The 18,705-nt window shown below is 60.2% G+C and carries 17 protein-coding genes and 1 tRNA gene; 10 read left to right on the top strand and 8 right to left on the bottom strand.

Annotated features, from left to right (window positions below; all coding sequences use genetic code 11):
* Window positions 1–64 precede the first annotated feature (64 nt).
* The 3 genes from AC1DWZ_RS14425 to AC1DWZ_RS14415 are packed head-to-tail and all read right to left on the bottom strand — an operon-like array spanning window position 65 to window position 3,826.
* Window positions 65–2,284 (bottom strand): N,N-dimethylformamidase beta subunit family domain-containing protein, encoded by a 2,220-nt coding sequence (locus AC1DWZ_RS14425; protein ID WP_477169609.1) that lies wholly within the window; start codon window positions 2,282–2,284, stop codon window positions 65–67.
* A gap of 21 nt (window positions 2,285–2,305) precedes the next feature.
* On the bottom strand, window positions 2,306–2,608 hold the full coding sequence (locus AC1DWZ_RS14420) for a N,N-dimethylformamidase alpha subunit family protein (protein WP_477169608.1): 303 nt from the start codon (window positions 2,606–2,608) through the stop codon (window positions 2,306–2,308).
* A 60-nt stretch (window positions 2,609–2,668) separates the two neighbouring features.
* Window positions 2,669–3,826, bottom strand: a complete 1,158-nt coding sequence (locus AC1DWZ_RS14415; protein ID WP_477169607.1) for an aminotransferase — start codon at window positions 3,824–3,826, stop codon at window positions 2,669–2,671.
* 262 nt (window positions 3,827–4,088) lie between these two features.
* Here AC1DWZ_RS14415 and AC1DWZ_RS14410 point away from each other — a divergent pair, with 262 nt between their 5' ends.
* Complete coding sequence (locus AC1DWZ_RS14410) at window positions 4,089–4,970, top strand: protein-methionine-sulfoxide reductase heme-binding subunit MsrQ (RefSeq protein ID WP_477169606.1); 882 nt, start codon at window positions 4,089–4,091, stop codon at window positions 4,968–4,970.
* 87 nt (window positions 4,971–5,057) lie between these two features.
* A complete protein-coding gene (locus tag AC1DWZ_RS14405; protein ID WP_477169605.1) occupies window positions 5,058–5,600 on the top strand; it encodes a PAS domain-containing protein in 543 nt (180 codons plus the stop codon).
* A gap of 6 nt (window positions 5,601–5,606) precedes the next feature.
* Here the strand turns inward: AC1DWZ_RS14405 and AC1DWZ_RS14400 are convergent, their stop codons facing one another.
* From AC1DWZ_RS14400 to AC1DWZ_RS14390, 3 genes are all read right to left on the bottom strand, one after another.
* The gene (locus AC1DWZ_RS14400; protein WP_477169604.1) at window positions 5,607–6,134 is read right to left on the bottom strand and encodes a PAS domain-containing protein; all 528 of its coding nucleotides are present in this window, start codon (window positions 6,132–6,134) and stop codon (window positions 5,607–5,609) included.
* A gap of 302 nt (window positions 6,135–6,436) precedes the next feature.
* A complete protein-coding gene (locus AC1DWZ_RS14395; protein WP_477169603.1) occupies window positions 6,437–7,990 on the bottom strand; it encodes a B12-binding domain-containing radical SAM protein in 1,554 nt (517 codons plus the stop codon).
* 154 nt (window positions 7,991–8,144) lie between these two features.
* Window positions 8,145–9,122 (bottom strand): AraC family transcriptional regulator, encoded by a 978-nt coding sequence (locus AC1DWZ_RS14390; protein ID WP_477169602.1) that lies wholly within the window; start codon window positions 9,120–9,122, stop codon window positions 8,145–8,147.
* Between the two features lie 124 nt (window positions 9,123–9,246).
* Between AC1DWZ_RS14390 and AC1DWZ_RS14385 the strand changes: the two genes are divergently transcribed.
* Window positions 9,247–10,140, top strand: a complete 894-nt coding sequence (locus tag AC1DWZ_RS14385) for an SDR family oxidoreductase (protein ID WP_477169601.1) — start codon at window positions 9,247–9,249, stop codon at window positions 10,138–10,140.
* A 22-nt stretch (window positions 10,141–10,162) separates the two neighbouring features.
* Here AC1DWZ_RS14385 and AC1DWZ_RS14380 read toward each other — a convergent pair.
* A tRNA-Ser gene (locus AC1DWZ_RS14380) sits at window positions 10,163–10,252 on the bottom strand.
* Between the two features lie 183 nt (window positions 10,253–10,435).
* Between AC1DWZ_RS14380 and AC1DWZ_RS14375 the strand changes: the two genes are divergently transcribed.
* The 7 genes from AC1DWZ_RS14375 to AC1DWZ_RS14345 all read left to right on the top strand — a co-directional run bounded on the left by AC1DWZ_RS14375 (window position 10,436) and on the right by AC1DWZ_RS14345 (window position 17,670).
* Window positions 10,436–11,389 (top strand): septal ring lytic transglycosylase RlpA family protein, encoded by a 954-nt coding sequence (locus AC1DWZ_RS14375; protein WP_477169600.1) that lies wholly within the window; start codon window positions 10,436–10,438, stop codon window positions 11,387–11,389.
* Between the two features lie 145 nt (window positions 11,390–11,534).
* Entirely contained in the window at window positions 11,535–12,680 is a 1,146-nt protein-coding gene (locus tag AC1DWZ_RS14370) for a D-alanyl-D-alanine carboxypeptidase family protein (protein ID WP_477169790.1), read from the top strand.
* A gap of 6 nt (window positions 12,681–12,686) precedes the next feature.
* Window positions 12,687–13,316, top strand: coding sequence for a dTMP kinase (tmk, locus tag AC1DWZ_RS14365; protein ID WP_477169599.1), 630 nt, complete (start codon window positions 12,687–12,689; stop codon window positions 13,314–13,316).
* A gap of 3 nt (window positions 13,317–13,319) precedes the next feature.
* Entirely contained in the window at window positions 13,320–14,459 is a 1,140-nt protein-coding gene (locus tag AC1DWZ_RS14360; RefSeq protein WP_477169598.1) for a DNA polymerase III subunit delta', read from the top strand.
* 66 nt (window positions 14,460–14,525) lie between these two features.
* Window positions 14,526–16,082, top strand: coding sequence for a methionine--tRNA ligase (gene metG / locus AC1DWZ_RS14355; RefSeq protein ID WP_477169597.1), 1,557 nt, complete (start codon window positions 14,526–14,528; stop codon window positions 16,080–16,082).
* Window positions 16,079–16,864 carry a TatD family hydrolase gene (locus AC1DWZ_RS14350; protein WP_477169596.1) on the top strand — a complete coding sequence of 262 codons (786 nt, stop codon included), beginning with the start codon at window positions 16,079–16,081 and terminating at the stop codon, window positions 16,862–16,864. Before metG ends, AC1DWZ_RS14350 begins: the two co-directional genes overlap by 4 nt.
* On the top strand, window positions 16,861–17,670 hold the full coding sequence (locus AC1DWZ_RS14345) for an MBL fold metallo-hydrolase (protein WP_477169595.1): 810 nt from the start codon (window positions 16,861–16,863) through the stop codon (window positions 17,668–17,670). The genes AC1DWZ_RS14350 and AC1DWZ_RS14345 overlap by 4 nt, the downstream gene beginning before the upstream one ends.
* A gap of 29 nt (window positions 17,671–17,699) precedes the next feature.
* Here the strand turns inward: AC1DWZ_RS14345 and AC1DWZ_RS14340 are convergent, their stop codons facing one another.
* A complete protein-coding gene (locus AC1DWZ_RS14340) occupies window positions 17,700–18,701 on the bottom strand; it encodes an Lnb N-terminal periplasmic domain-containing protein (RefSeq protein ID WP_477169594.1) in 1,002 nt (333 codons plus the stop codon).
* Window positions 18,702–18,705 lie beyond the last annotated feature (4 nt).

The raw sequence follows: 18,705 nt of genomic DNA, 5'->3' as shown, positions 1-18,705 counted from the left end.
GACGCCCACGAAGAATTCCCCTCCCCCCTTGAGGGGGAGGCGAAATGGAAAGGGAACCACTACCTCACCCAAACGGATTCGGATCCAAAAACCGCCGCAGTACGTTCAGTGTCAGCCGCGACACGTTGTTGTCATAATTGTTGTGGCAGAGCGAACTCGACCAGCCGATCGAGCCGGTCGAGAAGACCGCGCCACCGGACGGGGTTTCGAAGAATACCAATTCCGCCCGGCACTTCGCATTCTCGATGGCATCGAGGCCCGGAAAGCCGGCCAGCAACTCCTCCGGCGTCAGCAGGAAAGTATTCGAATGCTCCACCGATGACGCTAGGATCAGGGCATGTGATGGCGTACCCAGCTCCGGATCGCTGGCGTCGAGTTCAAGACCCGCGGCGCCGCCCAGAATGCCGAAATCACCAATCCGCTCGTCAGGTCCAATCCCATTGAAGATGAACGCGGCGCGGGGATCGAAGCTGTCGGCCAGACGCAGGTAATAGGAACTTGCATCAAATCCCTCGGTCACGAAGCCGACGCCGAGCATTTTCTGCGGTGCCCGACCCTGGCTGCGCCACAGGCCGCCGAATTCGCCGGTGAAGGCGTGATAGCGCTCGCCCGGTGGCAGCTCGTAGCAGCGTGTGCCAGCCTCGCCCCGGCGCAGTTCGATCGCCGCCGGCCATTCCGGATTGGTGGCAATGCGCCAATAGAAGCCGTTGCCACCCAGATACATCAGTCGCCCGCCATCCCTCTGGTAGCGCTCGAACGCATCCAGCATCGCGGTGCTGTGATATTCGGGATGTGTCCCGGCGATGATGCAGCGATAGCCCTTCAACAGCTCAACGCCCTCGGCGTGTATCCGGTCATCGGTGATGATGTCATAAGGCTGCCCGATCGCCTGCAGCCAGTCGGCGATGTGGAGATCGGCGTTGAAATTCCAGATCGCGCGTTTGGGGCGCGTGTTGAGGATCGGCCGCAGCCAGGAGGAATAGCAGCTGCCCGACCCATCGCGATGGCGGTCATAGAGCGAGAGGCCGAAATCACGTCGCTCTTTCAGGAACTGCTCGGTGGGACCCAGTTCCAGAAGTGCCCCATAGCAGACTTCGGACAACGCGTCCTCATAGCCATGATGCGAATTGGCATAGGCAAGATAGGTGTAGGTCGAAGCGAGGAACGCGACCGACGCGGTCACCTTGCCGCGCGGCGGCAGCACGAAGAAGGGCAGGATGTCTTCGCCACCATCCTTGGTGGTCAGCTCGCAGGCATAGATGCCGCTGGGCAGGTCTGGTGGCAGATCCCAGGTAAAGTCGGTGGCCCAGCCCATGTCATAGAGATCGTCGCAATGGAAATGGATGGCGCCGTAAAGATCCGGCCGCTCGTGCCAATTGGTGGTTTCGCTGTGCCAGTTCGACCCGGTGACGGCACGGTGTGGCAGATTGATGAGCGCGCCATCATGGCCGTTGTCGCTCTGGTCCTTGACGATCTTGGCCGCCATGTCGCGACTGAAATCCCAGCGCGCGATGCAGGGAATGGGCGCCCAGCTGGGATGGCTGATCTTCGATGGGTCGAGATAGCCGGCATAGATCGCCGGTGCTTCGATCTTGCCGTCGAAATGATGCTGCGATTGCCGCCTTCCAGTGAGGCCGGGCTGCAACGCGGCGCCGATCGTCACCGTTGCGGCCATCATGTCCGGCAAGGCGAACGGGATGACAGCAGACCCGTCGCTGATTTCAGGCTCGCCGAACTGGCGGTCCAGGGGCCGCTGAATGACGATCAGCCGTCGATCCCGGGCGTCATAACTTGCTGCCAGCAGATACCATCGCTTGGGCAGCAGAGGCCGGCCTGTGCCAAGTGTGATCTGGCCGCGTCCGTCGCCCACGGTCACCGCCCCGGCGCCACTGCGATCCAGGCCGAGGGCGACGCCACGGGAAGAGCCTGGTTGCGTCAGATGGTGGCAAGCCAGCACCGTCTGTGGTGCCTGTTTGTCGATCCAATGCGCCTGGACGATGGCGGCAATGGTGAAACCGGCCGACGCCAACAGGCTCACTGGCTTGGTGGTCAACAGATAGGATCCGATATCGATCTTCTGCTGCTGGCCAGGATAGGTGCCGTTGATCTTGGCCTCAATGGGCAGGGCCTTGTAGCCGGGGCTAATGGGACCGTCGTCGCCACAGATCAGGCGCACGATGCGAGCGTCGAAAGATGTCGCACCACCTTCGCAGGAGACCCTGAAGTCGAGCCGTTCTCCGGGCCTCACCGAGGGCCGGTCGGTGTATCCGACGATTTTCAACATGATGCGGTCAACATGGGGCCATCAATCCAGGGGAAGTTCTTGGCCCGTGAGGCGCTGCCAGCGCAGCTTGAAAACGGTCCATTCAGCTTGCTGGCGATCTTCGAACACATGCCCGGTCAGGGTCATCGGGTCCTGTGGGCGTCGCCCGAGTTGCGCCAGCTTCCATGGGCCAAAGCGGCCGTCGCGCAGCAGGACATAGTGACCCTCAAAGGGTTCGGAACGCATCCGGTTGAGCACGCGCTGAAGATCAGCGCTGTGGCGGCCGAACGGCTTGCGCTTGAATTCCTTGGCTAAATCCAGCCGGGCAGGATCGATCTCGAACATGATCAAAGCCTAGCAGAGGCACAGTCGATTCGCCTGAAAGGAATCAGTGCAGTGACGCCGCTACAGGCGGGCCATGAAGGCGCCGAGCCGCTTAAGCGCCTCGTCCAGGGTCTCGAACCTTTTGGCAAAGCAGAAACGCACCACCGAGGTCACGGACTCTTCGGCATAAAAGGCACTGACCGGGATCGAGGCTACGCGCGCTTCCTCGACCAGTCGGGTGCTGAAGGCGTTGTCGTTCATGCCCTTGAAGCGACCTTGGGTGAGATTGACATTAAGGAAGTAGGTGGCGGAGGAGGGGAGGACTGACAGGCCGAGCTTTTCCAGTCCGGCAGCAAACCGATCGCGGGCGGCCTGGAAATCGCGGCGTGAACCCAGGAAATAGTCGTCGCCCTTATCCAGCCCATAGGCGACTGCTGCCTGGAGGTTCGGCGGCGTTGTGAAGGTCACGTATTGGTGCGCCTTGGCGACCACCCGTAGGATTTCGGGCGCAGCACAAACGAAGCCGACCTTCCAGCCGGTCAGGGAGAAGATCTTGCCGGCAGACCCAATTTTCACCACCCGATTGCGCAGATTGGGCAATGTCAAAAGGGGCGTATGTTCGACATTGTCGAACAAGACATGCTCCCAGACCTCGTCGCAGACCACCACGCAATCATGCTCGACCACGTAACGGGCCAGCAGTTCGAGGTCCTCGCGAAGGAATACCGAGCCTGTCGGATTAAGTGGATTATTGAGCAGCACCACCCGGGTCTTCTTGTTGAACACGGCGCGCAGCTGATCCTCGTCGATGCGCCAATGGGGCGGCCGCAGGGTGACGAAGCGAGGGATGCCGCCAGCGCGTCGCACCAACGGCAGGTAGGCGTCATACATCGGTTGGAATAGCACCACCTCGTCGCCCGGTTCGATCAAGGCGAGAAGGGCGCCAGCCAATGCCTCGGTCGCGCCTGAAGTCACCATCACCTCGTTTTCCCAATCGAGGTCCAGCTGGTGAAAGCGCTTATAGTGCCGCGCGATGGACTGGCGCAGTTCGGGAATGCCCATCATCGGCGGATATTGGTTCCAGCCGTTGATGACGGCGTCCGCTGCCTTCTGCCTTACATCGGCGGGGCCGGGATCATCTGGAAAACCTTGCCCCAGATTGACCGCATCGAACTGTCGCGCCAGGCGCGACATGGTCTCAAAAACACTGGTGGCCGTCTGCGCGAAGATCGGATTCATGATGATCTGCAATAGGTTGGCTCAAGGTGGTTTCTTGTGCGCTGTGCTGGATTTAATGTCAATCTGCTGTTCTATTTTTTAATTTCACATAACAAAATGTAGATTGGCATCGTGGGCCAATCAGCCGACACCGCCGTAACACATCTTGCCCAGCGCGCGAATGGATGGGCGTAGACTGTCATGCTGTGATCGCCTTCGGGCGGCGAGGGAGCCAATCTTGTATCCATGGGTAGATCGGGCCGGCCAGTTTTCTTGGCTCAAGATGAGCATCTTTCTGGGGATCCTGGCGCCTGGCATCTGGGCCGCCTGTGCGTGGGCATTCGGGCAACCCGCCGTGGCGCCGGCGCAAGGCGTTTTGGGTGCTGTCGCCTCCGGCACGAATGCGATGCCGGTGACGGCGGCTTTGCATCAGATCGGCCTCTGGGCCGTCCGCTTCCTGCTGATCACGCTGGCGATCACGCCACTGCGTCGCCTGGGTGGCTGGCCGCGGCTGGTGACGTTGCGGCGCATGATTGGCGTTGCCGCCTTCTCCTATGTCGCCATCCATTTCATTCTCTACATTGTGCAGCAGAATTACCGGTTCCTTTTCGTGGCAAGCGAGATCATTCAGCGCATCTATCTCACCATTGGTTTTGTCACCCTGTTGGGTTTGCTGGTGCTGGCCTTGACCTCGACCGACAGCGCCATGCGTCGCCTCGGCGGGAAAAAATGGCAGCGCCTGCACTATCTCGTCTATCCATTGACGATGTTGGGCCTGGCGCATTTCTTCATGCAGTCGAAGATCAACGTGTCAGAGCCGGTCTTGATGAGCGGGCTGTTCATCTGGCTGATGCTCTACCGCCTGGCCTATCGCTGGAATGGTGAACGCGCTCTGAGTTTATGGCAGTTGGCTGGTCTGGCGTTCTCGGCTGGCGTGCTGACCATGCTCGGCGAAGCTGCCTGGTATCAATTTGCAACTGGGATCGGTGGCGAGCGCGTTTTGCGGGCGGCCTTCGATCTCGGACATATCCGTCCAGCTTGGTGGGTACTGCTGGTCACGATGACGATGATTCCGCTGCAGGTAACTGCTGATCGTTTGTGGAATAAGCGCAAGCAAAACGGCCGCCGCCCACTGCCGGCAGGAAGTCAGACCAAGGCTGTTTGACGGAAGTGTCGATCATGTTTCGCCGTGCAATGGATTGCGTGTACTGTCTGTGCCTTGGTCACCTCTTGGGGCGCAGGTACAGTGATTGTGCGCGACGACACGTTTATCCTCCATCCGGCGCTCAAGAATTTATTCCGTTACTGGCGTAGCTTGTCGGATAATGGCTGCGTGCCGCGCCGCCGGGACATCGACCCAGTCGCACTGCGAACCATGCTGTCGCATATCTATTTGCTGGATGCCGGACAGGGGCCGGACGACCTGCGGTATCGCCTTGCCGGCAGCTTGATCGTGCAAGCCTTTGGCTTCGAACCCGGCGGGCTTACCCGGGCCCAAATCCGTGAGCGCCACGTCCTCCCGGAACGATATCCGGAGTTCGACCGCACCAGCGCGGAGACTTACAGCATTGTGGATAAGGGAATCGTGACATACAGCCACGACCATATGACGTCCTATACCAAGGACTATCTGGCTTACACACGGCTCAACTTGCCGATTTCGGAAGACGGCAAAACGCTCACGGGCATCTTAGGAGCCATCTTCCTGTCGAGCGATGGCCAGCCGTTCTGGAACCAGTTTGCCCACCTTCATGTCGAGGTCCCGCTGGCCAATATCTTGCACGGCCTTGCGTAGGACCCGCTAAGTGGTCTGAATCATATCTTCGAAGGCCTCGTCGATACCGAAACCGAGATCGATCAGGTCCCGGCGGGTCACATTTGCACCTTGCAGCTTTGGATCGGCATCGAAGAAATCGTCGGCAGGATCGATTGCCTGATCGGCGAACAGGATGAAGCCATCGACGCCGCTTTCTTCAGCGCGCAACGGGAAGCCGGTGGCCTCGATCATGATACCCACGCCGCCGGTATAGCTCTGCTGAATCTCAGCGCGGAAAGCACAGGGTGTTTCCAGGACCATGTGCATGGCACGTGCGGCGAAGGCACGTCGTTCCGGCGGCACGAAATCGTAATAGTTCCGACCCACCAGATTAAATCCGACCCGTTCCTTCAGCCGCTCGCCGGCGATGCGGTAGACGCATTTGTCCGGCTTGGTGACTGCGACCAGTGCCAAATGCGGCATGGCGCGCACGAAGGTCTGCATCTCCAGATGGTTCTTCGAGGGAATAGCGCCGCCCGCCGCCTCCTGCATGGCAAGATAACCTGCTGCCAAGGTCCGGCATCCGGCCGTTCGATAATACGGCATTGCTCCGGCAAGCCGTCCGACGCAGTTCGGCTTCAAGGTGGTCCAAGCCATGAAAGCGTCTCACCTGTTGAGGTTGTGCTTGGCACCAGCTTAGCAACTGGCCGCCCGTCAGCCAATGGCGGCCCAGCCCTTGTTTGGCGGCATATGCAGGAAAATCCACGCGTTGGTGAGGCATCGTCGATTGATCGGCAGAAACGCGCCGAAATCAAAAACTTGGATGACACTGCTCAGGTAACGTTACACCACCTAATAGATCGTCAATGACAGGTCTAAACGGCAGCTGCCAGCGACCTCATGTTGGAGCCCTGGCGCTTAAGATAGGCATTCTGGTCATGCATCAGGGCACCATCGGGCAAAGCGTCCCAAAGTGGCCCGAGTTGGCGCCGGATCCGGTTGCGGTAAAAGTCCGGCAGCCTTTCGGTACTGCCGGCGAAGAAACGGCGGACCTGGTCATCCTCCCACAGCAATGTCCGGACCTTTCCTTGGAACTTGGCCCGCCCTGAGGATGAGGCTCGAATGAAGTTCATCGCCTTGGTCGCCCAACCATCGTTGGCAGCGAAACGCCGCAGTCGGCGTGCTGGTGCGTAGGCATAGCGTGTCAAATCCTCGGCGCGGGCATAGAACGCCTCCCAACCATAGTTGAGCGGTCTCACGTTCATGGCATGATTGCCGTCGAGGAAATGAAAGGGGAAGGGCAGGACGCGGCCGGCGCGCTGAAGATCGAGATTGAGTGGCGCCGCTGCACCGTAGGCGGTCAGCAGGGAGAAGGCCGGATACGCGCCAGGTGCCAGATCAATGAAGTGCTTGGTCAACTCGAAAGGTCCATCCCCCTCGTCGCAGTCGAGCCCGAGCACGAAATTGGTCTGAACATAGGGGATGTATCGCAGGATCGTGTTGATGTGGTCTGCAACTTGGCGGACCTTGTCGAGACCGATGGCCGTGCCGGTCTTCGATTTGTTGCCCAGCGCGTGCCAGGATTCGATCCCCGGCAAAATGCCGACGAAGCCGTTCCGTTGCATGCGCTTCAGGTGCGGCTCCGACAAGATCGAAAGGCTGCTTTCGGCCACGAAGCGCATGCTGCCGGCTGGCACCACATCCTCGATTGCCGTCATATAATCATTGAAGCGGACGCCAAAATTCGGATCGTGCCAAGCGACGATCGGCCGCCGGATCTTCTGTCGCAGAAATCGCAGGTCGCTGCGGATCCCTTCGAAGGATAGCGGCTGGTAGTCGACGGTGGAATCGATGCAGAAGCTACAGGTATAGGGGCATCCCATGCTGCCGATCATTGGCACGAATTTCACGAACGGTGCCTTGGCCAGTGTGGAAGCGACGAATTTCCAGCGCTGCGCCAGAGGCGGAAGTTCGGTCGGTTGGCGGTCGGCGCTGAGACAAAGACCTTCCCGATGATGCGGTGCGAGATCATGCAACACGTCATCAATCATCGTCTTGTCGGTGAAGCCGAGGACATAATCGAAGTACCGCGCCGCGTCTTCCGGATAGCAGCGGGCGTGCGGCCCACCAAGCACCGTCACGGTACCGCGTTGACGATAGAGGTTGCTGATCGCATAAGCAGTTTGTGCAGAGCGACTGAAAGCGCCGACGAAGAGCACGTCGCAGGGGTCGGTCAGTTCCCCAGTGATGTCCTCGAAGCCGGTATAGCAAACATAGCGCACGTCATGACCGAGCTCTTCACACCAGGCCGCAATGGCTTGAGGCATGATGCTGGCGAGATTGGCATTCATGATCCGTTGAAAAGCGCGCTTTGCCGGACCCTTGCTGACGAGATCGAGGACGGTGATGCGGAGGCGCCGTTTGGACACATTGTTTCCCTTCAGGTGAGGAGTCGCTCGGGAAGCAGAATGTCCGCGGCGCTGCCACAATATAAAAGCCGACCAGACGGTTTGTAAATAGCTAATAGGCCGTCGGACATCCCGTCGCATGGGAGGCCTTAGCTGAAGCCGCCAACGCGGCCCATCAACCTGCGCTAGGTTCGAGCCGGCTGGCGCGGGTGGGTTCCCCCGGGCCGTGTGAAATGGAAACCGGCATGCGGCCACGGCTGTATTGCCGTGGCGAACAGCCCATGACTCTCTTGAAAGCCGTGCTAAAGGCGCTTTCAGATTCGTAGCCGAGTGACAAGGAAATGACGGAAATCGGATCACCGGTATTCGTGAGCCTGTCCCCAGCCAGCAGCATTCGCCAGCCTGTTAGATATTCCATGGGCGAGGCCCCAACCGTCTCTTTGAAATTCAGAGCAAAGGTCGACCGCGACATGCCGGCACGCGCCGCCAGCTCCTGCAATGTCCAGCGATGCGCCGGGTCGTCATGCATGGCGTTGATGGCTGCGCCCATCTGCTTATCTGCCAGGGCGAAGAGCCATCCGACGCCACCTCGCGGCCCTTCTGCCAGATGTAGCCGCAGGGCCTGAACCAGCATCATATGTGCGAGATGTTGTATGACCAGAAAGGCGCCGGGCTGCCGGTCGCGCAGTTCCTGCATCATCCGCTCCACGGACCAGCGCAGCGCCGCCTGGTCTGCTTCTTTCCTGATGTGCACGATGAGCGGCAGCATTCGCAGCAGGATGCCGGCGTGATTGCCGGTCAGGGCAAATCGACTGCTGACAAGAAAGAAATCGCCGCCGCCATTGTGCGAAACGATGCCGCCATCCCGTGCCGCCGAGAAAATTGTCGTGGCGGCGACGGGCGTCAAGCTCATGTCGCTTGCCAGGCGGAAAGGTCGCCCGCTCGGCAACAGGAAGCAGTCTCCCGTCTCCAAGCGTACGGCCTCGGAAACACCCTCTACGGATAGCCAGCAGCAGCCAGAAACAACGGCACCGCATTTGATGCTTTCCGGCTGGCCGGGGAATTGGATTGACCACGGCCCAGCAGCATCAAAGCCAGCAGACATATGACTGCGCGGTTTCAGCAATGACAGCACATCAGAGAGCGGATCCATGAGCCATCCCGGACGATTGCAAAGAAAATACAGACTGCAAAGCATAGATCGTATTTTCCCAATCGCCTATCACGATAGCAGCAGGCCCACGAATGCGGTCGTGGTCGTCAAGGGAGAAGTCGTGATGCGCGTCTTCGTTACTGGTGCAACGGGGTTTATCGGTTCTGCCATTGTTCGGGAGCTTATTGACGCGGGCCATGAGGTGGTCGGTCTTGCGCGCTCTGAAATGGCCGCCAAGTCTCTTATCGCGGCGGGCGCCAAGGCGCACCGTGGTGATCTTGAAGATTTGGAAAGCCTGCAGAGCGGGGCTGCCATGTCGGATGGCGTCATTCACACGGGCTTCATCCACGATTTCTCTAGGTTCAAGGCAAGCTGTGAGACAGATAGGCGCGCAATCGAGACTCTCGGTGCCACGCTCGCCGGCTCCAAACGCCGCTTGATCGTCACCTCCGGGACCGGGCTCCTGACGTTGGGGCGTCTCGCGGTCGAAGACGATGTGCCCGCTTCCAGTGCGACCTCGATTCCGCGCATAGCGTCGGAAGAAGCCGCGGCTTCAGTGGCGGGGCGTGGCGGATGCGTGTCGGTCGTACGCCTGCCGCCATCGGTCCACGGCGACGGCGATCATGGCTTCGTTCCGATGCTGATTGGCTTTGCGCGCGAGAAGGGCGTTTCAGCCTATATAGGCGACGGGCGCAACCTCTGGCCCGCGGTGCATCGGCTCGATGCCGCTCATCTTTACAGGCTCGTGCTGGAGAAAGGATCGGCAGCCCGATACCACGGGGTTGCAGAGGAGGGCGTGCCGTTCCGGGATATCGCGGGCGTGATCGGCCGGCGCTTGAATGTGCCGGTCGTTGCCAAAGCGCCGGAGGAAGCAGCCAACCATTTCGGCTGGTTCGCCCATTTCGCAGCCCTCGACTGCCCGAGCTCAAGTCAGCAAACGCGGGAACTGCTGGGGTGGCAACCGAAGCAGCCAAGCCTCATTCCCGATCTCGACCGCCCGCGCTATTTCGAAAGCTGAACCGCGCTGCGATTGGGGAGGATGGCGGAAGGAGTGGGATTCGAACCCACGGTGAGCTTACACCCACGCCAGTTTTCAAGACTGGAGCCTTAAACCACTCGGCCACCCTTCCGGACCCGATCTTTCGAGGCGGGAGCCCGCTGCATAAAGGGGGGCGCCTGTTAAATCAAGCGGGCTCGCCTGGATTTGATTGAGGGAATCACTTTACGTTCTTGCCTAAAACAGCCTGGACCGATAGCTTGTGGCCCACAAATCTCCACAATATCTAGATGATTCAGGGGTCCAGGCGGTCCAGATGCAGCGGTTTCGTCGGTTTTCACGTCTTTTGACCGTTTTGGGCCTGCTGACCCTGATCACGGCCTGTGCCGAGACCAATCTGGCGGTCGAAACGACCAAGGTTGTGACCCGCAAGGACGCTGACGTTTCCGGACCGTACAAGGTCGGCAAGCCCTACCAGGTCAAGGGTGTCTGGTACTATCCCCAGGCCGATTACAATTACAACGAGACCGGGATCGCCTCCTGGTATGGGCCGGGTTTTCACACCCAGGCGACCGCCAATGGCGAGACTTATGACGAAAACGACCTGACCGCCGCCCACAAGACGCTGCCGATGCCCTCCCTGGTGCGGGTCACCAATCTGGAAAACGGCCGCTCGATCGTGGTGCGCATCAACGATCGCGGTCCCTTCGTCAACAATCGCATCATCGACATGTCGCGGCGCGGTGCCCAGTTGCTGGGCTTCGAGCAGACCGGAACCGCCAAGGTCCGGGTCGAGATCATGAAAGATGAGAGCATGCTGCTGGCTGCCAAGGCCTCGTCAAAGGGCGGTGATGCCTTCAGCCCGGCACCGGCGGCTGCACCGGCCGGCACCGTGACGGCTCAGGCCCTGCCGCCGGGCGGTGGTGCGACATCGGCTCCCGCAACGCCCTCGGCCCCCGTCAAGCCGGCTGCGCAGACGGCCATCGGCAGCCTGCAGACGCCGCAGGTGACCGGGCAGGTTTCGGTCGTGCCGGTCAAGGCCTCCAACATTTTCATCCAGGCTGGCGCCTTTCTGCGCCAAGCGAATGCGCAGCAATTGCAAATGAAGCTGAGCAGCCTGGGGCAGACCCGGATCACCCAGTTCATGCTCAACCAGCAGCGCTTCTACCGGGTCCAGCTGGGTCCGATCGCCTCAGTCGAGGAAGCGGACAAGTTGCTTCAGAAACTGATTGATACCGGTCATCCGGATGCCCGGATTGCCGTCAATTGAGCTGGATGTTGCTTGACGTCCCCGGGTCTGAGGATCAATTTGCCGCCCGATGCGCCGGCGGCACGCGACTCCAATATCGAGCGCGTAACAGCGCGAATACAATGAAGAATTCTGAGGTCGGGATATGCGTCGACAGGTGAAGTTTATGATGGCCGCGGTGATTGCCGCTGCCGGTCTTGCCATTGCTACCGCCGGACTGGGCGTCCGCGGGGCCCAGGCGGAGGCGCTCACGACCAATGCCGCGCATGCCTACATCATCGATTACCAGACCGGGGCCGTGCTGTTCGACAAGATGGCCGAGGAGCGGCTGCATCCGGCGTCGATGAGCAAGCTGATGACCATCTATATGTTGTTCGATGCGCTGAAGCGCGGCGACGTCAAGATGACCGACACGTTCCATGTCAGCGAAAAAGCCTGGTCGACCCAGGGCTCAAAGATGTTTGTCGAGATCAATTCCTCGATCAAGGTCGAGGATTTGCTGCGCGGTATCATCATCCAGTCGGGTAACGACGCCTGCGTGGTCGTGGCCGAGGGCCTTGCCGGTTCTGAAGAGGCCTTTGCCGAGCGCATGAACAAGAAGGCCAAGGAAATCGGCCTTACTGACAGCAATTTCGTCAATGCCTCGGGTCTCCCGGACCCCAACCATCTGATGACCGCCAAGGATCTTGCCACCCTGGCACGGCGCCTGATGGATGATTTCCCCGAATATTACCGATATTTCTCGGAGCATGAATTCGTCTGGCACGGCATCAAGCAGGGCAACCGCAATCCGCTGCTCTATCGCACCGGCTCGGGTGTTGACGGGCTGAAGACCGGCCATACCGAAGAGGCCGGGTTCGGCCTGACCGCCTCGGCGATCCGCGATGGCCGCCGCATCATCATGGTGGTCCATGGTCTCAACGGCATGCAGGAACGTGCTGATGAAGCCGGCGGTTTGCTCGACTGGGCCTTCCGCGAGTTCGGCAATTACACGATCGCGACGCCGGGCACCGTGCTGGGTGAAGCCGAGGTCTGGATGGGCGCCGAGAAGACCGTGCCGCTGACCGTGGAATCCGATCTGCTGGTCACGTTGCCGCGCTCGGAACGGCAAAAAATCGTCGCTAAGGCGGTCTATAATGGCCCGATCGCAGCGCCAGTCGCCAAAGGGCAGGAAATCGGTGAGTTGGTGATCGATATCCCCGGCATGCCACAGGCCCATGCCAAGCTCGTGGCGGCCAAGGACGTCGGCGATCTCAGCTTCGGCGGCCGGATCGCCGCGGCCATGCAGCATTTCGTCTTCGGGTCGAACTGAGCCGCCATGGCAGCAGCCCCGCTGCGCTTCATCACGTTTGAAGGTGGCGAAGGCGCTGGAAAATCGACCCAGATCCGGCTCCTGGCCGATGTTCTCAGGCAGGCCGGCGAACTGGTCGAACTGACCCGCGAGCCCGGTGGCACCAAGGGGGCGGAGGAGATCCGTGCGCTGCTGGTCGAAGGCGGTGTTGGGCGCTGGCAGGCGGAAAGTGAAGCATTGCTGCATTTTGCCGCCCGCGCCGAACATCTCGCCCATGTCATCCGGCCCGCCTTGGCTGCCGGCAAATGGGTGCTGTGCGACCGCTTTGCAGACAGTACGTTGGCCTATCAGGGCTACGGGCAGGGCCTCGATCTCGATTGGCTATGGACCCTGCGGCGCCATATCGTCGGCGCAACGGAACCGGGTCTCACGATCATGCTCGATCTGCCGGTCGAGCATGGCTTGGCCCGCGCGGAAGCTGAGCAGCGCTATGAGCGCATGGGTGTCGAGTTTCACCGCCGCCTGGCCGAGGGTTTTCGCCAGTTGGCTGCGGCCGATCCGGATCGCTGCCGCATCATCAACGCCGCCCGCGACCGCGCCAGCATTGCGGCCGAGATATCCGGCTTGATCAAGGCGCGCTTCGGCGTCAGCCTCTGAACGATGACAGATCCTGCAGCTTTTCCAGCGCCAGAAGCGACCGCCCATCTCATCGGCCATGATGCGGCGGAGGTATCATTCCTGCGCGCTTACCAATCGGGCCGTATGCCCCATGCCTGGCTGATCACCGGCCCGCGCGGTATCGGCAAGGCGACCCTGGCCTTCCGCATGGCGCGTTTCCTGCTGAGCCATGGCCTGGTGGCTCCAGCCGCTGCCGAACCTGAGGGGATCAGCCTGTTCGGTGATGCGCCAGCGGCGCCAGCCCCGGTCCCCGAACTCACCAGCCTGGATATCCCGGTCGACCACCCCATCTTCAGGCGGGTCCGGGAGCTTTCGCATTCGGACCTGCGCGTTCTTCGCCGCAGCGTGAACGAAAAGACCGGCAAGCTGCGCGCCGAAATCACCATCGACGAGGTCCGCGGGGCGATCGAATTCCTGCATATGACGCCAGGCGAGTCCGATTGGCGCGTGCTGGTCGTGGACGCTGCCGACGAGCTCAACCGCAATGCTGCCAACGCGCTCCTGAAAATCCTGGAAGAGCCGCGACCGCGCACGGTCATCCTGCTGATCTCGCATGCGCCGGGCAGGCTGCTGCCAACCATCCGCTCGCGCTGCCGCAAGCTGGCGCTGGAGCCGTTGCCGCCAGCTACCATCGTCGCCGAGATGAAGCGGCACGGCGTCGATCTTGGTAGCGGCGAACTGGCGCTTTGCACCTCCTTGGCCGAAGGCTCGCTCGGGCGGGCGCTGGAATTTGGCAGCGACAGTGGTGGGCTCGACCTTTTTCAGTTCATCGCCCAGCTCCTCGGCTCCTGGCCGAATTACGACCCTAATATTCTTCATAAGGTCGGCGACAAGCTGGCGGGGAAGGGCGGCGAGGGCAATTTCGAGATCGCTGTCACCCTGCTGGACTGGTGGCTTTCCCGCTTCATTCGCTGGTCAGCCACCCAAGACCTTCAGATTGCTGAGGTTTTTCCGGGTGAATCCAACCTGATGAACCGCCTGCAAGGGGCCGCCAGCCTTGATCACTGGCTGCAATCATGGGAAAAGATCAGCCGATTGTTTGCCAGGGTCGCCAGCGCCAATCTCGACCGCAAGCAGGCATGGGCGACCGCCTGGCTGGTCCTAGCCGCACCAGGCCGGTAGTTCCCGCGCCAATTTTGCACCCCGTGTCAATGTTGGCGGCGATCCATTCCTTGGAGTTTTTTGAGCATGTCCAGCGCTGAGCGCTTCTACATCACCACGGCCATTGCCTACCCCAATGGCGCCCCGCATATCGGCCATGGTTATGAGCTGATCGCGACGGATGCGATTGCGCGTTTCATGCGCTTGGATGGCCGCGACGTGCTGTTCCTGACCGGCTCCGACGAGCACGGGCAGAAAATGCAGCAGACGGCCGAGCGCGAAGGGGTCACACCCAAGGAATTGGCGGATCGCAACACGGCACGCTTTCGCGAAATGGGACCGGCTCTCAATTCGTCGAACGACGATTACATCCGCACCAGCGAGGCGCGGCACTACAAGACCTGTGCTGCGCTCTGGCAAAAGATGGAAGCTGCCGGCGACATCTATCTCGATAAATATGCCGGCTGGTATTCGGTCCGCGACGAAGCCTATTACGACGAAAGCGAACTGACGCAGAACGCAGATGGCAAGCGCCTGGCACCCACTGGCACGCCTGTCGAATGGGTGGAGGAGGAGAGCTATTTCTTCCGCCTCTCCAACTACCAGCAGAAACTCATCGATCTTTATGAGAGTATTCCCAACTTTATCGGTCCGGATGCGCGTCGCAACGAAGTAATGAGCTTCGTAAAAGGCGGCTTGAAGGATCTCTCCATCAGCCGCACCACCTTCGATTGGGGCATCCCGGTGCCGGGCAACCTCAAGCACATCATGTATGTCTGGGTTGACGCGCTGACCAACTATGTGACCGCCACCGGATGGCCGGATGCAAATGCGCCCCGTGCCAAATATTGGCCGGCCAACGTGCACATCATCGGCAAGGATATCGTGCGCTTCCACACGGTTTACTGGCCTGCCTTTCTCATGTCGGCCGGCCTGCCGTTGCCGGGTCGCGTCTTCTGCCATGGATTCCTGTTCAACAAGGGCGAGAAGATGTCGAAGTCGGTCGGCAACGTCATCGACCCCTTCAACCTCGCCAAGGTCTATGGCATCGATGCCATGCGCTATTTCTTCCTGCGCGAGGTACCCTTTGGCCAGGACGGCAGCTACAGCCCGGAAGCGATCGTGCAGCGCATGAACGCCGATCTTGCCAATGATCTTGGCAATCTCGCCCAGCGTTCGCTGTCGATGATCGCCAAGAATCTCGACGGCAAGCTGCCGGAACCGGGGCCACTCGATGATGGTGACAAGGCGATGCTGGCTGAAGTCGACGCACTCCTGGCAAAGGCGCGCACCAGCATGGAGGATTTTGCACTTCACCAGATCCTGACCAATACCTGGGCAGTGATTGCTGAGGCCAACCGCTATTTTGCCGGCAACGAGCCCTGGGCCTTGCGCAAGAGTAATCCGGAACGCTTCGGCACGGTGCTGTGGGTGACCGCCGAAGTGCTGCGCCAGGTCGCAGTTCTCAGCCAGCCGGTGATGCCGGAGGCAACGGCCAAGCTGCTCGATATCCTGGCGATCCCCGCTGACGAGCGAAGCTTTGCGCAACTCGGCGGCAAGAAGCGCATTAAGGGCGGTACCACCTTGCCGGCACCGACCGCGATCTTCCCGCGCTATGTCGAGGCGGAAGAGGCGAAATCGTGAGCGTCACCCTCGTCGACAGCCACTGCCATCTCGATTTCGACGATTTTGGCGGTGACATGGACGCCGTCCTGGCGCGTGCCAAGGAGAATGGCGTCGAACGCATGCTGACCATCTGCACGCGTGTGACCAAGTTCGATCAGGTCCTGGCGATCGCACAGGCTCATGATAATATTCGGTGCACCGTCGGCATCCATCCGCATGAGGCGGAACAGGAACCAGACGTGGATGTTGCCAAGCTGGTCGACCTTGCCAAGCATCCGAAGGTGGTTGGCATCGGCGAGGCGGGGCTCGACTACTTCTACGACAAGAGTCCGCGCGAGCGGCAGCAGCAGGTATTTGCAACCCATATCGAAGCCTCGCGGGTGAGCGGCCTGCCGATCATCGTGCATAGCCGTGACGCCGATGAGGATACCGTCCGGTTGCTGCAGGAGGGCGCCAAGAAAGGCGGCCTCACTGGCGTCATCCATTGCTTCACTTCGACGCAATACCTGGCCGACGCGGCGCTGGAGATGGGCTTCTATATTTCACTCTCCGGCATCGTGACGTTCAAGAGCGCAGGGGCACTGCGCGATGTGGCGAAGTCGATCCCCCACGACCGGCTGCTGGTCGAGACGGATTCACCCTATCTGGCGCCGATTCCGATGCGGGGCAAGCGTAACGAACCGGCCTTCGTGCGCCACACCGCCGGCTTCGTGGCTGACTTCCTCGGCCTCTCGCTGCCTGACCTCGCACAGAAGACGACTGCCAATTTCGACCGGCTGTTCGCAAAGGCCGTTTCATGAAGGTGACGATTCTTGGCTGTGGTGGCTCGGGTGGCGTACCGCTGATCGGCCCCGGCTGGGGCGAATGCAATCCCGAGAACCCGAAGAATCGCCGCCGGCGCGTCTCCATCCTGGTGCAGCAGCAGCACACCAACATCATCTGCGACACCAGTCCGGATTTCCGCGAGCAGGTCCTGGCGGCTGATATCCATCATCTCGATGCCGTGCTCTATACCCACGACCATGCCGACCACACGCAGGGCATCGACGATCTTCGCTTTGTGCGCAGCAAGGACAAGACCATTGCCAACCGGGTGCCGGTCTATGGCTCGGCTGAGACGCTGGGCACGCTGCGGCACCGTTTCGGCTATGCCTTCGCGCAAAAGACCGAAGGGTCAGGTCATCTCTACAAGCCGTTCCTGGAATCGATCCTCATCCACGATCACGCATTCCAGATTGCCGGCCTCGACGTGACGCCCTATGAGCAAGCGCACGGCTTCGGCACCAAGACCACGGGCTACCGCATCGGCAACATGGCCTATTCGACAGATTGCGTCGAACTACCCGAAGCGAGCCTCAAGCAGCTTGAGGGGCTTGATCTCTTTGTGGTGGATTGCTTGCGTTTCGAGCCCCACATGACTCATGCAAATTTTGACCAGGCGATGGCTTGGGTCGAGATGCTACGACCCAAGCACACCGTGCTGACGCATATGAACCATATGGTCGATTACGACGTTATCATGGCTCGTTGCCCCAAGGGCGTCGAACCTGCCTATGACGGGCTGGTCATTGAAATCCCGGATGCACCTCGCAACGATCAGCAATAGGTGCAAATATCTGCACACCAAGCCACGGCTTACGGCGCAGAAAAACCGGGGCGGCCAATGCGGATCAGGGCCGAGAAATCCGGCGACTGATCGGCAGCCTGTGCCGCATCATTGATATGCGCGCGCTGCTTCAATTCGTCGAATGGCAAATCGCCCGCCAGCTTGCCATACTGATAGGCGAATTCGTCGCCCTTGCCATTGAGCAGCAGCCGCCAATCCCAAGGTGGCAATGCCGTTGATGCGGCACCTGTGTGCAGCCGGATATTGGTCGTGCAGTTTGAGGTTATAGCGTTGTAGAACCGTGGCTGCGCGTGAAGTGCATTCACGCTCCGCAGATAGTCCAGGAACACCGCCCGCGCGGCATCTGGCGCCGCCGTTGTGCGATAGAGATAGACCTGCTCATCGTCGACGCGATAGTTCGCGCGCAGACGAATAACGTCGCGCTCGTCTGCTACAATGTAGATCAGTTCATACTGGCGAAAGAAGCCGAGCAGTGCTGAATATTCCTCGCCGATTTCCTTGCGCGTCTCGACCGAGAAGGCGACATGGTCGCCGCTGGAAAATTGAAAACTCAGGATCGGATGCGCGATCCATGGCGATCCCCAGAACGTCACGAACAGGTCGACCGCCTGAAGCTGCGACAGATCGTAGGTCCGCGTTTCCCAGCGCGGTTGGTAGTCAGTTTCGGTCCGGTAATCAAAATTGCGCACATTGTGAATGGTCACGATGTCGGAATTGATTTCGGCCCAGGCGGTGCGAGCCACATCCGTTTGCCAGGGACGGTCATCGGATGGCTTAAGAGACAACCACCAGGTCAGGACGATAACAAAAAGAATGATCGATAGCGCCATTCGCAGCAGTCGGACCCGGGCAAATATGAGTATCGCAATGAGGCCCAGCACATAGGCCGTTGCAAGCGCAATCTGCCATCTTGTCGGCATGTCGATGTAGAGCGCGGCAATTGCCCACGCCGACAGACCGAAAATGATCACCCAGGCCAGCGTGAGGCCGGCCAGTCGGAGAAAACGCATCAAT

It is taken from the genome of Dongia sp. P2_B8, assembly GCF_056404715.1.
This window is presented reverse-complemented; position numbering and strand designations above follow the sequence as displayed.